Source organism: Gordonia sp. UBA7860, assembly GCF_002500165.1.
GTDB classification, from domain to species: Bacteria; Actinomycetota; Actinomycetes; order Mycobacteriales; family Mycobacteriaceae; genus Gordonia; species Gordonia sputi.
The window spans coordinates 16,223-30,380 of the sequence record NZ_DLSO01000177.1; the positions used below are offsets into that span (position 1 = coordinate 16,223).

Here is a 14,158-nt window from a genome sequence, read left to right on the forward strand (position 1 = left end):
GTTTCGTCACAGTGACAGTCGAGCAGCACACCGAGCACATGAACAGTGAAACACCCTGCAACACATCAGATTTCACTTTCGTGGGCACTCGACCGATGCGTCGAGGCGAGGATTCACAATGAACTTCACGATTTCCAGTCTCGATCTCGAAGCATTCGAGTCGTTGCCTCCGCACACCCGTCGTTGCGTGTTCTGGGAGGTCGATCCGTCGTTCACCAACGCGGCGTCCACCGCTTCCGACGACGATCCCTCTCCCCTGCGCGGCTCAGTGTCGTCCTCCGAGACACCGGCGGGACCGGCGAGCCTCACGAACTTCGAGAGCGAGTTCGACAAGGAGGCGTGGATCTCGTCGGTCCTCCTCGAATGGGGCACGTGCGGCCAGATCGCGATCGATTCGTCGACCGGCGTTGTCGTTGGCGCCGCGCTCTACGCTCCGCCCGGACGCGTCCCCCGCTCACGTAGCTTTCCGACGTCGCCCGTGAGCGCCGACGCGGTGCTACTCACTTCCGTGCGCACCGAGCCGGGTTTCGAGGAAGCGGCCGACCTCCTTATCGATGCCGTGGTCACCGATCTGATTCGACGAGGCGTACGTGCTGTCGAAGCGTTCGGTTTCGTCCGGCACGGTGGGTCCCGCTATGGCAGTTCTCGTCACGGATCATCGCGTGACGCACTCGGGCGCGAGTATGACTCTCCCGCAGAGTATCTCGGTGACGAGGAATCATCAGGTGGCAGAAAGAGCTCTGACACAACGGATTTCGGCGACCTGAGTACGTGGTCGGACGAGGCCGTCGTCGAGATCGCGCGCGAGATCCTCGACGGCCCGGGTCAGGATCTGTGTGGGCAATGCATGATCGACGCCGGACTCCTGAAGGATTCAGCCTTCGACGTGATTGCGTCGCATGTGCGGTTCCCCCGCTTTCGGCTGGAGCTCGACGAAGGACTCGGCTGGAAGGTCGGGGTCGAGAGCGCCTTGGAGAAGCTCGTCGTGATGGCCGCGATCGATCTGGTCGGCAGGGAGAGGCTCACTGTTCCGGCCGGTAGTCGTAGTGGAGCGCGAAACCGCGCCAAGCCGGCCCGCGGAAACTAGCCGCGACCGAGCTCGCGAGAAGTAGCTGGATAGCTATCCGTCAGAAACCGGAAATACGTTCGGCCGCAAGGAGATCTGCGAACGTGTAGGTGCCTGTCGGGCGGTCGTTCTCGCCGAGCAGGTACAGGCGCTTGACCGCGACGAGGATGGCCTCGGTGATCACGTTGCGATAGTGCGGGTCGTCGAGCACCTTGGCGTCGTCGGGGTTGGTGATGTAGCCGACGTCGATGAGGACAACCGGCATCCTGGTGAGCCGAAGGATGTCCCAGGTGCGTTCGTGGACGCGGCAGTCGGTCAGCGGTGTGCGCGCGGCGATCTCACGCTGGATGAAATCGGCGAGGTTGCGCCCGATGGTCGAATACGACCCGCGGTTGTTACCGAAGTAGAACGACGCGACGCCGTTCGCGGCGGGTGTCTCGTGGTGTCCGCATCGCAGCGAAATCATCATGTCGGCGTCGACGAGATTGGCCACCCGAGCACGCTCGTCGTCAGATGCGTGGCCGCGACCGTCGTGCGACAGGAAGGTTTCCATTCCTGCGGCGGCCATCCTGCCCTCGAGGCGAGCGGCGAGATCCCACAGCACGCGGGATTCCAACTCGGCGACCGTGCCGGTCGAAAGTGCGTGCATCCCAGCAGTACCCGGATCGATGACGATTCGCTTGCCGGACAGTTGGGGGCCGGAGCGTCGAACATGCTCTTCCTGGCGGATCGCATACGGCGACCCGCCGGTCACACGGGTACCTAGCCGGTCGAGTGCGCGCAGCGTCGACGGACCGCAAATGCCGTCGGAGGAGAGTCCGTACTCGCTCTGGTAGAGGCACACCGCGTTGTGGGTGCTCTCACCGAATACGCCGTCGACGAGTCCGGTGTAGTAGCCGAGGTTCTGTAGTCGGCTCTGGAGTGTGGCGACGTCGTCTCCAACCATGGGAGCCGACAGTCGGTACAGGAGTACGCGCGCGCCGAGTTGATACGACGCCTCGCGCAGCGATCGATACGTCGCCTGGCCGACGATGCCGTCGACGATCAGGCCACGTTGCTGCTGGAATGCACGCACTGCGTGGTCGACGTCGATGTCGAAGAGGGCGTCCTCGGTGCTGTGGATGACCGCACCGGTCTGCGCCGCTTCCGCGTCGTGCGTCCCGCTAGCTGCTTCGCCAGGTGTTACGTCGCTAGGTGTTTTGCCGCTCTCGGGTGCCGCGTGACGGCCCAGAGTGGAGCTGAGCAGTCCCTGTCCGGAGAGGATCGATCGAATCTCGGCTACGGCCGACCCACGATCTCCCAGTCGGAACGTTGGCATCTCATCTCCTCAATTGGACATGTCGCCGTGAGGGGACACGGACGACATTGAACCAAAGTGAATTGTCTCAGGTCGTGGCATATGAGCAAAACTCATGCACACGGTTGAACCGATCCACGCTGTGCCGCGTCCCCGAGGCTACCGGTTGCCGCAGACGACACGTGGCAAATAGTTCGTGATGCCAAACTAACAGTACAGGCCACCGTCGAATCCCAGGTGAGGCGTTCGACGGTGGCCAGGTCGGCTCACGAAGAGACGTGAGAGACGTCACTGCTGAAGTGTCGGTCAGGCGTTGGACCCGACGACGGAGTCGAGGTCGCGCAGGAGCGCGGCCTTGCCCTTGACGCCGACGATGGTCTTGGTCGGCTCGCCGTCCTGGAACAGGATCATGGTCGGGATCGACATGATCTTGTAGTCACGAGCAACGCCGGGATTCTCGTCGACGTCGACCTTCGCGACGGTCAGCTTGTCGCTGTAGTCGCGGGCGATCTCCTCGAGGACCGGTGCGATCATGCGGCACGGGCCGCACCAGGTGGCCCAGAAGTCGACGAGGACCGGTCCGCTGGACTCGAGTACCTGGTCTTTGAAAGTGGCGTCAGTGACGGCCACGGTGTTTGCTCCCATGATGTGTCCTCCTCTGGACGTGGTGCTGGGTGGTGAATAGAGATGAATCCGCAGGTCAGACGGAGGGTGCGACCGTTGCGACGACGTCGCCCTCGATCGGCATGGGCTCGATATCGCCCTGATCGGCGAGCCACCGCTCGGCGTCGATCGCTGCCGAACAGCCGCTGCCCGCGGCGGTGATGGCCTGTCGGTAGGTGTGGTCGACGAGGTCGCCCGCAGCGAACACGCCGGGAACCGACGTGTAGGTGGTGCGGCCGGACACCTTCACGTAACCCTCGTCGTCGAGGTCGATCTGACCGCGAACGAGCTGGCTACGCGGGTCGTGGCCGATGGCGACGAACATGCCGGTGACGTCGATGTTCTTCTTGTCGCCGTTCCGCGTGTCGGTCAGTTCGAGGCCCGTCACCGAGTTGCTGCCCAGCACACCTGTGACGGCGGAATTCGTCACGAATTCGATCTTGTCGTTGGCGCGAGCGCGCTCGAGCATGATCTTCGACGCCCGGAACTCGTCGCGTCGGTGGATCAGCTTCACGCTGCGGGCGAACTTGGTGAGGAACGTGGCCTCCTCCATCGCCGAATCGCCGCCACCGATGACCGCGATGTCTTGGTCCTTGAAGAAGAAGCCGTCGCACGTGGCACACGCCGAGACTCCCCTGCCCAGCAGCTCCTGCTCACCGGTGATCTCGAGGTAGCGGGCAGCGGCACCCATCGCGAGGATGACCGCATAGGCGCGATGCGTCTCGCCGCCGGCGTCGACCTCTTTGATCTTGCCGGTCAGGCGGACTGCCTCGACGTCTTCCATGCGGAGATCGGCGCCGAACCTGATGGCCTGCTCACGCATTTCGTCCATGAGCGCGGGGCCCTGGATGCCGTTTTGGAAGCCGGGGTAGTTCTCGACCTCGGTGGTGGTCATGAGCGCACCCCCGAACTGCGTTCCCTCGAAGACGAGAGGTGCCAATTCGGCGCGGGCTGCGTATACGGCAGCGGTGTATCCGGCCGGTCCGGACCCGATGATGATCAGGTCGTGGATCTGCTGGTTGTCAGTCTGGCTCATCCGTCCTCCGTGCTTGTGGCGACGCGCGGTACCGCTGATTCTCCGGTGCGCGTTGTCGGCTCGTTCAACACAAGCCTAAGGGCAGATGTTCCCGCTGCTGATCCCGTGGCGCTCACCCACCCAGTCTGGTGCGCGACACCGTCGCCGGGCTATCGGTATCGCAGCCCTGCTCGACGACGAGTGCGTCGAACCGACCGGCCATGCCCGTCCCGAGCAGAATCACAACACGCTCCGACCCTCCCACCGTGATCTCGCCGGAACCGAGGACCGGAGTCGACGCCGCTACGCCGTTGGCCGCGGTGCACCGACGCAACGCTGCCTCGGATTCGAACGGCGTGTGGCCAGTCCTTCCGAGCACGGACAACGCGGAGGCCTTCTCGACGCCGTCGAGTTGCGTTGCGTCGAGTTGCGTCGTGTTGGCCGAGGTCGATGGTTGTGCCTGCACACCGGCGCCCGGTTCGTCGGTGGTCCTGGTGGCGACGACTGCCACGACTCCCACGAGCACCGCGATCGCAGCGGCGGCGCCGACGAGGAGTGTTGCGATTCGTCTACGTGGGGCGCGGGTCGTCGAACGGCGTCGACGTTTGGAGAGGTCTACAGGGGCCGCTGAAGACTGCTGTGCGGTGCGGCGCGCCGAAGAGTCGTTTTGAATGGCGGACAGTGTGGAGGCGATCCGCGAGTCGACTTCTGGCGGAACGGGTTTCGACTCCTCGGAGAGAGAACGCAGCGACTCGCTGGTGCGGTCGAGTGCAGCCAGTACACGCTGGGCTGCGGGGTCGTTGGCGATCCGCTCGCGCATGTATGCGGCGGTGTCGTCGGGTAGCGCGCCGGCGTGGAGGTCGGCGAGCAGGTCCTCCGAATAGGGCGGTTCGGGATACGGCGTGTTCATCGTTGCGCGGTCCTGCTCCCCCGACTGTTGTGGCCGTCATGGCGGCCTGGCTCGTCCACTGCCACATACGACGTTGATCGGAGCCGATCGGTTCCTTCGAGTGTCGTGTTCATGAGTCTTCCTTGAGATGACCGAGCAGCTTCGCCAGGCGAAGGCGCGCTCGCGACGAACGACTCTTCACCGTTCCCTCGGCGACTCCCAACCGCTGTGCCGTTTCTGCGATGCTGAGCCCTTCGACATCGAGCGCGACGACGACTGCCCGCTGCTCTTCCGGGAGCTGCGCCAGCGCGTCGCCAATGCTCATCGACAGATCGACCGCGGCATACCTGTCTTCGCGCGCAGCTAGTGCGGGAATCTCGAAGTCGGGAAGAGAAACTGTGGGGCGCAACTTATCTCGTCGTATCCGGTCGAGACAAGCATTGACGACAATGCGATGCAACCACGTCGAAACTCGCGCGTCAGCCCGGTACGAGTGTGCCATTCGGTGTGCGTTGAAGAGTGCGTCTTGGAGTGCGTCGGCGGCGTCGTCGGGGTTGTTGAGGGTGCGGTAGGCGACGGCCCAGAGGCGTTCTTGGTGGCGGTGGATGAGGGTGGAGAAGGCGTGGAGGTCGCCGTTGATGTGGGCGGTGAGCAGGTGCTCGTCGCTGCGTGTGTCGCTGGTTCCCCCGGGCATGGGTTGAGATTAGTGCAGCGCGGTGTCGCGTATGTCGGGTTGGCGTGCGGGGTTGTGGAGGGGGGTCGGGGTGGGGATGGTGAGCTGGGATCAGAGGTGTTCGAGCATGATTCTGTTGGCGCGTTCAGCTTCTTGGTAGTTCCTGGCTGCTGTGGCGACTCGATAGGAGGACACGATGAGCATAAGCAATACACGAAGGTGCTAATTGTGGATGACCGCACACAAATTAGTCCGACGATCCAGGACCTCGCCGATCAAGGGAAGCTGACCATCGTTCGCGAAGAATTGTTCGACAACGTGCCTTTCGGCAATCCGCAGCCGGAACCGTTCACACCGAGTCCGGGGTGGACACCGCCCGACCCTGAAAACCAGAACTCCATAGCGGGGTGCCCGTTCCGTGACAGCTGATGAGTTCTTTCGGGATCTGCCCGATCCGCCGCCGTTTCGGTTCGCGTATATGCCGCGTGGGCCGGAGTGGTTGTCGGACCCGCCGACGCGCATCAAAGATGGTCAGGCCGGTGTCGACTTCCGGCTGGTACGTGATCTTGCGCGGATGGGCTACAAAACCTACTATCTAGACCCGCTCAGGTACTTGTATAAGACGATGCCTGCTGCGGTGCCGGTGTTCACCGATTGGATCAACTACATCGACGAGCGGTTGCCCGAGCCGCGGCGCACGAAAGCCGAACGCAAACACAAAGACTCGATCTGGATGTGCCTGAATATCAATCTTATTGATCCAGCCGCCAAAGGTGACCGGGAGACCATTGAGGCGTTGTTTGGGCAGTTCGACAAATCCTGGGCGCCGGAAGGAGTGCGATATGAGGCGGCGCGTGCGCTCGACTACATCGCGACCAAAGCCGACAACGATCGAATGGTTGCCCTCCTGCGAGATTCGAATAGTGGTGTCCGCAATGCGGTGACGCACTATCTGGGCCGATTCCGCACTGATCGTTCGCACGATCTGCTGGTGCACCGGCTTGCCACCGACCCAGAGGTCACCCAGGCCGCGATGACCGCGCTTGCACGTATGAAACGGCCCGAGGACATCGAGATCTTGCGGCCATGGCTCGACGATCCGCGCGACCTCATCCAGCGCGACGCCAAACGCGCAATTGCGAAGCTCGAGAAAGCTACCGCGAAATGAGTGATCCAATCGAGCGTCCACTCGAACTGCTTGCCGAGATGCATCGGACCGTAAGACGGAGAGCCTTGCATCGAATGTCACTTCTCCCGATGAACAGCGCTTCACGGATGTCCGCCACTGGATGTACAACGAGATGATGAAGAATTCAAAGTCTGATGCTATTAAGAGTATCCGAGGAATGAACGCAGATTAGGCGCCTGAATGGTGGGATTTCTGGAAAGACTTGGATCAGCTTGCTGCGGATGCGGCTTGGTTTGAACGGGTATGACGAGTACGGGCCGAACATGACCGGAGCTCAATTCAACGAGGGTGTCGCACAAGTAGTCGATGAGCTTGCCAAGGCTGAGTCTGAAGGCAAGAAGGTGACACAAATCCGTGACGACGGCGGCTCGTGATCGAGACAATCCGTCGCGTCGGGGTCCTCTGGGTTCCGTTGCTAGCTGTCGGGGCGGGGATCGCTGTGTTCCGACTGCTCCCGAGCATTTGGGCCGCCTGCACTGACACAGAGTGGGATGCAAACAGAGCCTGGGGAATTGCTGGATACGCTCCGTTGACAGCTCTCACGGTATTGGTCTTCTGCTGGGCGGCTTACGCTGTCCTGGCTACTCGATCCAGCGTCTGGGTCTCGTATTGTGGGCAGTTGTCGCGTGGCAGCACGACGCCGCTGGCGTGATGCAAGACCGATGCCCACGCGGGACACCACCCTGGTGGCCTTCGCTTATCCCTCTGTAGGACGTAGGTGGCGCATAGCTCACCGTCTTCTTCGGAGGATGATGAGCGGCATGTGGTTCGCCGATTCGGTGAGCTCGTCTGTCGCCCGATACGCCTATCTCCCGAATCGCCAGGCGAGTGCGGCGCCGACGGCACCGATGCCGTTGGCGGCCCAGTGCAGGGCGATGGGAGCGAGCAGGCTGTCGCTGCGTACGCGGAGCCATCCGAGGAGTACACCCGCAGCTGACGTGACGGCGACGGCCAGGACAACTCCGATGATTTGCGCGAACACGCTGTGGCCGAAGAGATCGGACAGGCCCGCGTTGCCGGCAGTGAGTCCCAGCGACGTGATCACATGCCAACAGCCGAACAGCACGGCTTGGATCAGCAGTGCGCGTGTTGGCGTTGTGAGTCGGCGCAGCGAGCCGAACAGCACGCCGCGGAAGAACAACTCCTCGGGTAGCACTGTCTGGAACGGAATCACGACGAACGCGGCGAGTAGCGCATGCCCGAGGTCGCGGTAGGCGTCGTTCTGGAACAACTCGCGTGTCGGCGGAATGGCAACACCGACAACGACCACAACAACGACCGCAAGGACGATGACCAGCGCGTACCGTCCGCCGCTGCGTAGGCCGGCGCGACCGAGGCCCAGATCCTCGTGTGTGAGGCCCGCAGCGAGCGCGATGGACACGGCAACCACTGCGGCGACGGTCACCAACCATTCGACGCCCGGAAGGTGCAGGAAATGGGCGCACATCTGTGCCGTCAGCATCAACGCGGCACCAACGATCGGCACCAACCACAGTCGACGACTCTGTTGAGAATCGGGCAAGCGCGGGTTCGCAGATGAGATACTGTCGTCGCGGCTCACCACGGTAGCGTTGCACAGGTTTAGGATTCACGAGTCACATCGATGTCCGATGACCACAAGGGGTGCCCAGGTGCCAGACAAGCCAGCGACCGGCTCCGAGCACGACGCGTCGCCGAAGACGAGCACCTCGGGTGGCCCACCCGAAGGTGATGGCCGACTCGCCGAGCCCGGCAGCGTCGACAGCAAATCGGCAGCCGACAGCAGCCCCGCCGCAAACAGCGAGCCCACCGTCGAAAACAAGTCCGTCTCAGACAGCGAGCCCGCCGTCGAGAGCGAGGATGGTGAGTCGTCGCCGCGCTCGTCGTCGAAGCTACGACGCGCGGCGCTGGCCTACGCGCATCGGATCAGTTTCGCCGGCCTCATGTTCGCGACGGTCTTTCTCTGGTTGTCGACGACGCCGTCGTTGCTGCCGCGCGGCCCGTTGTTCCAGGGCGTCGTGTCGGGTGGCGCTGCGGCAGTTGGCTATTGCGTCGGGGTGTTCATCGCCTGGCTGGTGCGGTACATGCTGTCTCGCTCGGAGCGCTGGCCGTCGCCGAAGCGAAACTATTGGATAGCACTGGGTGTGATCGCGCTCATCGGCACGGTTGTGATGCTGTACTGGTATTCGCGGTGGCAGACCGAGATTCGCAATCTGATGGGTGTCGAAAACCTCACCTGGACGGCGTATCCGATCATCGCGGTGTTCGCTGTGCTCGTCTTCGTGCTGCTGATGGTGATCGGGCAAGCATGGGCGAGTCTCGTGATATGGCTTGTGCGCCAGCTCAGAAAGATCGCTCCGCCGCGCGTTGCCGCTGTCGCGGGCCTGCTTGTGGTCGCGCTGCTGACGGTGTTCATCCTCAACGGTGTTGTCGCGAAGTATTCGATGAAGGCGCTCAACAGCACCTTCGCGTCCGCCAACGACGAGGTGCGGCCCAACACCGCTCCCCCGACGTCCGGGCTGCGATCAGGCGGTCCCGGGTCGCTGGTGACGTGGGAGTCGCTTGGGCGTGAGGGTCGCGTAATCGTCTCCAACGGACCGGATGTCGCGAAGCTGTCGGAGTTCAACAAGCAGCCGGCGATGGAGCCGATCCGCGCGTTCGTCGGGCTGGGTTCCGGCGACAATCTGCGCGCCAACGCGCAGTTGGCTGCAGACGAGCTCGTGCGCGCAGGTGGCTTGAAGCGCAAGGTGATCGCGATCGGCTCGACGACCGGATCCGGTTGGCTCAACAAGGCAACCATCGACTCGCTCGAGTACATGTACAACGGCGACGTCGCCACGGTGGCAATGCAGTATTCGTATCTGCCGAGCTGGATTTCATTCATCGTCGACAAAGAACGTGCCCGCCAGGCGGGCACGTCACTGTTCGAAGCTGTCGACGCCAAGGTGCGCGAGCTTCCCGAAGCGGAGCGTCCCAAGCTCGTCGTCTTCGGCGAAAGCCTAGGATCCTTCGGCGCCGAAGCGGCTTTCGGTACCGTCCCGACCGTCACCGCCCGTACCGACGGCGCGCTGCTCTCCGGTCCGACGTTCAGCAACACGCTCTGGAACGATGCCACCGCGGGCCGCGACAAGGGATCACCGCAGTGGCTGCCGATCTACAACAACGGCAGGCAGGTGCGCTTCATCGCAGACGAGAAGGATCTCGACCGGCCCGACGCACCGTGGGACTACTCGCGCATGGTCTATCTACAGCACGCGTCCGACCCCATCGCGTGGTGGTCGCCGCAACTCATTCTGCGCGAACCGGATTGGCTCAAAGAACAGCGCGGCAGGGACGTCATCAGCGCGACGCACTGGATTCCGTTCGTCACCTTCCTGCAGGTGTCGGCCGACATGGCGGTGTCGGTCAACGTCCCCGACGGCCACGGCCACAACTATCAGTCGGCAATCCCCTACGCCTGGGCACGCATCCTGCAGCCGCCCGGCTGGACGGACGAAAAGACCCAGCAACTCGAGCCGCGACTGCACCGCGACGGGTAGCACTGCGACCGGGTGGGGGTGGTTTCGACGAGCTCAACCATCGGGCGGCGCTGGTTTCGACAAGCTCAACCAGCGCCTGCGGTTGGGGTGGTTTCGACAGGCTCAACCGGCGGCGGGGGTGTTCAGTCCGCGACGTCGAAGGCGGCGATGACCTTCGTCGGCGTCAGCCGTACGAGCGCTTCGCCTGGCACCGCATTGCGCTTGTCGAACTGCTCGGCAAGGTCGGGACCCATGTACCGCTCGGCGATCGCCGTGGCTGTGCGCAGTAGGTCGGCGGGGTCGTCGTCGAAGGCGACGGTGCCCTGGACCTGCACGAACGAGAACGGCGGCTTCTCGTCGTCGACGACGATCGTCGCTCGCGAATCACGTTGCAGTGCGCGACCTTTCGACGTGTCGATACCGGTGTTGAACACCAGCGCGCCGTCTTCGACGATGAACCAGATCGGTGTGACCAGCGCTCGACCGTCCTTCGACACCCACGCGATCTTGCCGGTTCGGGTTCCGGTGGTGAGGAATTCGACGACCTGGTCGGTCAGCTCGGCTGTGGACATGGCTCAGGTACCTTTCGTCCGGTGACGTCGGTTGTGCAGCGGTAGAGCGCGGCGGTACATCCACCACCAGGGTAGGTCCTGTGTCAGGCCAGGCGCTGATACGTCGCGATGAACATCTCGACACAGACGTCCCGGATGTCGGAGACGTCTGCGGCCGGTGCCCCGGCGTCGGTCGCGATGTACCAGTCGACGAGGAGCTGCGTGAGAGCACCGATCAATCCGACCGCGGCGAGTTGGAATCGCGCGGGCGGCTGCTCGTCGTCGAATGCGATGTCGATGGCCAGTTGGGCCCACGCGTGAATAGCGTCCATCCGCAGTCGCTCGAGCGAGGCGTCGACCCCGACGACCTCGACGAGGATCACCCGCGCCATCCGACGGTCGCCGGTGAGACGTTCGAGCAGGGCGTCGAGTGCGACGCGGGTGAGTTGTGCGAGGCGCTGCTCGCGTGGTGCGACGTTGGAGGCGTCGGGGACCTGCAGGAGGCTCTCCCCCACGGCCGTGCGGCAGACGTCGACGCAGTGTTCGTACACCGCTGCCAGCAACGCATTTCGGTCGGAGAAGGACTCGTAGAAATAGCGCTGGGTGAGGCCGGCCTCGTCGCAGAGCCGCTTGACCGACACGTGACGAAAGCCTTCGCGGCCGAACAGGTCCAGTCCGGCGTCGACAAAAGCTGCCCGACGCCGCGCCTGCCGCTGCTCGGGCCCGGTCCCGGCGTACAACCGCCCCGAAGGTCCGGGCTGGGAGGTCTCGAGTGTCACGGATTCCTCTCTTGTCTCGTCGGTTTTGCTGGCCCTGTGTCCTGCTGGCCCTGTGTCCTGCTGGCCCTGTGTCCTGCTGGCGTTGTTCGTCCTGCCTACCGGTCGGCATGGACACGCCTCATCTGAGACGATACTGTGTCAACATGAATCTGACACACTGCCGTGTCAGATAGTAGACCGGAGGTGACGCTCACGATGCTCGACCTACTCCCCGACCCGATGCGGGAGCCGACGGTCCTCGCGATCCCGTTCTTCGTGACGATGCTGGCCATCGAGTGGTTCGCGGCCTACAAGCTCGAGGAATCCGACGACGACGGCCGACCGCCGAAAGGTGCCTACGAGAAGCGCGATGCTCGTGCGAGTCTGTCGATGGGCGTCGTGTCGATTGCGACGAGCGCGGCGTGGAAACTGCTCGGGTTGCTCGTGTACACGGCCATCTTCGCCTACCTCGCGCCGTGGCATCTTCCGGTCACCGCCTGGTACACGTGGGTGATCGCGTTCCTCGGCGTCGACTTCTTGTTCTACTGGTCGCACCGCGTATCGCATCGGGTGCGGCTGGTGTGGGCGACTCACCAAGCGCATCATTCGAGCGAGTACTTCAACTTCGCGACGGCGCTACGGCAGAAGTGGAATATCAGTGCGGCCCTTGTGATGTGGCTGCCACTCCCCCTCCTTGGTGTGCCGCCCGCGCTGGTGTTCGCCGCGTACTCGCTGAACCTGGTGTACCAGTTCTGGATTCACACCGAGCGCATCGACAAGATGTGGCGCCCTTTCGAATTCGTCTTCAACACGCCATCGCATCACAGGGTGCATCACGGCAGTGATCCGGAGTATCTCGACCGCAACTACGCAGGCACGCTGATCATCTGGGACAGGCTGTTTGGTTCGTTCGCGCCTGAAACACACCGTCCCACATACGGACTCACCAAGCCGGTCGGTACGTACAATATCGTGAAGCTTCAAACACACGAGTACGCGAGCATCGCGCGCGACGTCCGTGCAGCGGCAAGCTGGCGTGCCCGCCTGGGTTACGTGTTCGGTCCTCCCGGGTGGGCGCCCTCAAGCGTCACCGGAGCCGACGCCACGGAAGCCGGAACAGTCGAAAGCGGTGAAGGGCGCGTCAGCGCGCCATCGTGACCTGGCCGATCTGTACCTGGTAGCTGCCGTTTCCTGTGCTCGGCAGCGAGGTGAGCCAGACCATCACGTAGCGGCTGCCCTGCGGATTTTCGACCGTCAGCGTCGTGCTCGGCTGGTCGACCGTGCCGGTTGCCACCGTCGAGGTCTGCGCGGCGGTCGGTGTTGCCGACGGTGCGGTGCGGATCTCGACGTTGAAGCCGGGCGTCGGCGTCTTGATGGTCACAGCCTTGACGTTCTGCTCACTGCCGAGGTCGAACATGAGGCCCATGCCGTTCTTGAGTCCACCGAAAGCCGCTGAGCCCCGGTAACTGTCGCTGCGCCACGGTGGAGCTGCCCCACTGATCACGTTCTGCAGATTGACGGAATTGTCTGGCGGCTGAGCGGAGAAGTCGACGATCGAGACCGCGTTGAGCGGGATCGCTGTGCCTGCGGCCGCCTGCGGTGGTGCGGAATAGCCCGGCGCGGCAGGTGCGGAGGTCGTCGGGAGGATCGAGTTGATGTTGGTATTGCCCTCGTCGCCGCCGAAAATGCCTGTGGCCCAGACGATCAGCGCGATGACAACGAACAACGCGAGCAGCGCTGCGCCCGCGAGCAACCCGACGTTGCGTTTGCGAGCTGCAGCAGCGGGAGACGGTTCATGAGCGCCGATCCGCACCGGTGGCTCGTCGTCGTTGATGGCGGGCAGCATGTCGGTCGGGAGATCGAGGACGGTTGCCTGGTCGAGGACGTGCTGGACGGTGCCTGCAGTGCGAATACCGCGTGCGCCGTCGAGTGCGCGCGAGGCGACCGCGGAGATCTCGAAAGGTATGTCGGACTTGACCTCTCGCGGGTCGATCGGCTCACCGTCTGGGCCGGGGGAGGCAATGGGGAGTCCGCCGACGGGCGTCGTCGTGTCGGCGGTGGTGACGAGGTGGTGTCCGGTCTCGCCGTCAAGGGGCCAGCGTGCGAGCAGTAGCGCGTACAGCACGGCGCCGAGTCCGCGGACATCCGACGATTTGTCGTCGCCCGCAAGGGTTCCCGGGAAGGCGAGTACGGCGTTGCCGTCGGTGCTGATCCGAATCCGGTCGGGATGATCGATGGAGAGCGCGCCGCCGGAACGGTGTGCGGCTTCGGCGGCAGCCGCGAGCGCACGGACGGCACGGGCGGCACCGATGGGGGAGGGACCCGAGCGTGCGACGTCGGCCAACGACGAACCGGGGACCCATTCGGTGACGACGATTCCACCCGACGAGCCACGCACGACGTCGAGAACACGTGCGACGCCCGCGGAGCTGATCTGGCCAAGTCGCAGAGTCCGGGTCAGAACGCCCTGGGGGCCGGAATCGCTTGCGCTCGGCTGATCTCCGCGCTCGGGCGGCGGGGCGAGCTGCTCGGCGTCGACGAAGGTCAGGCCGACCTCGCG

The 14,158-nt window shown here is 63.7% G+C and carries 13 protein-coding genes and 1 pseudogene; 5 read left to right on the top strand and 9 right to left on the bottom strand.

Annotated elements, in window-relative coordinates:
• The first annotated feature begins 118 nt into the window (after positions 1-118).
• Positions 119-1,087, top strand: a complete 969-nt coding sequence (locus tag B3T59_RS21700) for a hypothetical protein (protein WP_287005102.1) — start codon at positions 119-121, stop codon at positions 1,085-1,087.
• Between the two features lie 40 nt (positions 1,088-1,127).
• On the opposite strand, the gene B3T59_RS21705 is transcribed toward B3T59_RS21700, so the two are convergent.
• The 5 genes from B3T59_RS21705 to sigM all read right to left on the bottom strand — a co-directional run bounded on the left by B3T59_RS21705 (position 1,128) and on the right by sigM (position 5,624).
• A complete protein-coding gene (locus tag B3T59_RS21705; protein ID WP_287005103.1) occupies positions 1,128-2,384 on the bottom strand; it encodes an N-acetylmuramoyl-L-alanine amidase in 1,257 nt (418 codons plus the stop codon).
• A 285-nt stretch (positions 2,385-2,669) separates the two neighbouring features.
• Positions 2,670-3,008 carry a thioredoxin gene (trxA, locus tag B3T59_RS21710; protein ID WP_287005104.1) on the bottom strand — a complete coding sequence of 113 codons (339 nt, stop codon included), beginning with the start codon at positions 3,006-3,008 and terminating at the stop codon, positions 2,670-2,672.
• A gap of 55 nt (positions 3,009-3,063) precedes the next feature.
• On the bottom strand, positions 3,064-4,062 hold the full coding sequence (gene trxB, locus B3T59_RS21715; protein ID WP_287005105.1) for a thioredoxin-disulfide reductase: 999 nt from the start codon (positions 4,060-4,062) through the stop codon (positions 3,064-3,066).
• A 112-nt stretch (positions 4,063-4,174) separates the two neighbouring features.
• Positions 4,175-4,951, bottom strand: coding sequence for an anti-sigma factor family protein (locus B3T59_RS21720; protein WP_287005106.1), 777 nt, complete (start codon positions 4,949-4,951; stop codon positions 4,175-4,177).
• Positions 4,952-5,060: 109 nt separating this feature from the next.
• A complete protein-coding gene (sigM, locus tag B3T59_RS21725) occupies positions 5,061-5,624 on the bottom strand; it encodes an RNA polymerase sigma factor SigM (protein ID WP_287005107.1) in 564 nt (187 codons plus the stop codon).
• A gap of 207 nt (positions 5,625-5,831) precedes the next feature.
• Here sigM and B3T59_RS21730 point away from each other — a divergent pair, with 207 nt between their 5' ends.
• The gene (locus B3T59_RS21730) at positions 5,832-6,032 is read left to right on the top strand and encodes a hypothetical protein (protein ID WP_287005108.1); all 201 of its coding nucleotides are present in this window, start codon (positions 5,832-5,834) and stop codon (positions 6,030-6,032) included.
• A complete protein-coding gene (locus tag B3T59_RS21735; RefSeq protein ID WP_287005109.1) occupies positions 6,022-6,771 on the top strand; it encodes a HEAT repeat domain-containing protein in 750 nt (249 codons plus the stop codon). Before B3T59_RS21730 ends, B3T59_RS21735 begins: the two co-directional genes overlap by 11 nt.
• An 826-nt stretch (positions 6,772-7,597) precedes the next feature.
• On the opposite strand, the gene B3T59_RS21740 is transcribed toward B3T59_RS21735, so the two are convergent.
• Positions 7,598-8,254, bottom strand: a complete 657-nt coding sequence (locus tag B3T59_RS21740) for a CPBP family intramembrane glutamic endopeptidase (protein ID WP_376782616.1) — start codon at positions 8,252-8,254, stop codon at positions 7,598-7,600.
• A 169-nt stretch (positions 8,255-8,423) separates the two neighbouring features.
• Here B3T59_RS21740 and B3T59_RS21745 point away from each other — a divergent pair, with 169 nt between their 5' ends.
• Positions 8,424-10,310, top strand: coding sequence for an alpha/beta hydrolase (locus tag B3T59_RS21745; protein WP_287005111.1), 1,887 nt, complete (start codon positions 8,424-8,426; stop codon positions 10,308-10,310).
• 122 nt (positions 10,311-10,432) lie between these two features.
• Here B3T59_RS21745 and B3T59_RS21750 read toward each other — a convergent pair whose 3' ends face one another.
• Together B3T59_RS21750 and B3T59_RS21755 are read right to left on the bottom strand one after the other, a co-directional pair.
• Positions 10,433-10,861, bottom strand: coding sequence for a PPOX class F420-dependent oxidoreductase (locus B3T59_RS21750; RefSeq protein WP_287005112.1), 429 nt, complete (start codon positions 10,859-10,861; stop codon positions 10,433-10,435).
• An 83-nt stretch (positions 10,862-10,944) separates the two neighbouring features.
• Positions 10,945-11,619 carry a TetR/AcrR family transcriptional regulator gene (locus tag B3T59_RS21755; RefSeq protein ID WP_064865244.1) on the bottom strand — a complete coding sequence of 225 codons (675 nt, stop codon included), beginning with the start codon at positions 11,617-11,619 and terminating at the stop codon, positions 10,945-10,947.
• Between the two features lie 195 nt (positions 11,620-11,814).
• On the opposite strand from B3T59_RS21755, the gene B3T59_RS21760 reads away from it, so the two are divergent.
• On the top strand, positions 11,815-12,756 hold the full coding sequence (locus B3T59_RS21760) for a sterol desaturase family protein (protein ID WP_064865273.1): 942 nt from the start codon (positions 11,815-11,817) through the stop codon (positions 12,754-12,756).
• Here the strand turns inward: B3T59_RS21760 and B3T59_RS21765 are convergent.
• Positions 12,740-14,158 (bottom strand): annotated as a pseudogene (locus B3T59_RS21765) (protein kinase family protein); the annotation flags it as partial. The gene B3T59_RS21760 and the pseudogene B3T59_RS21765 overlap by 17 nt on opposite strands.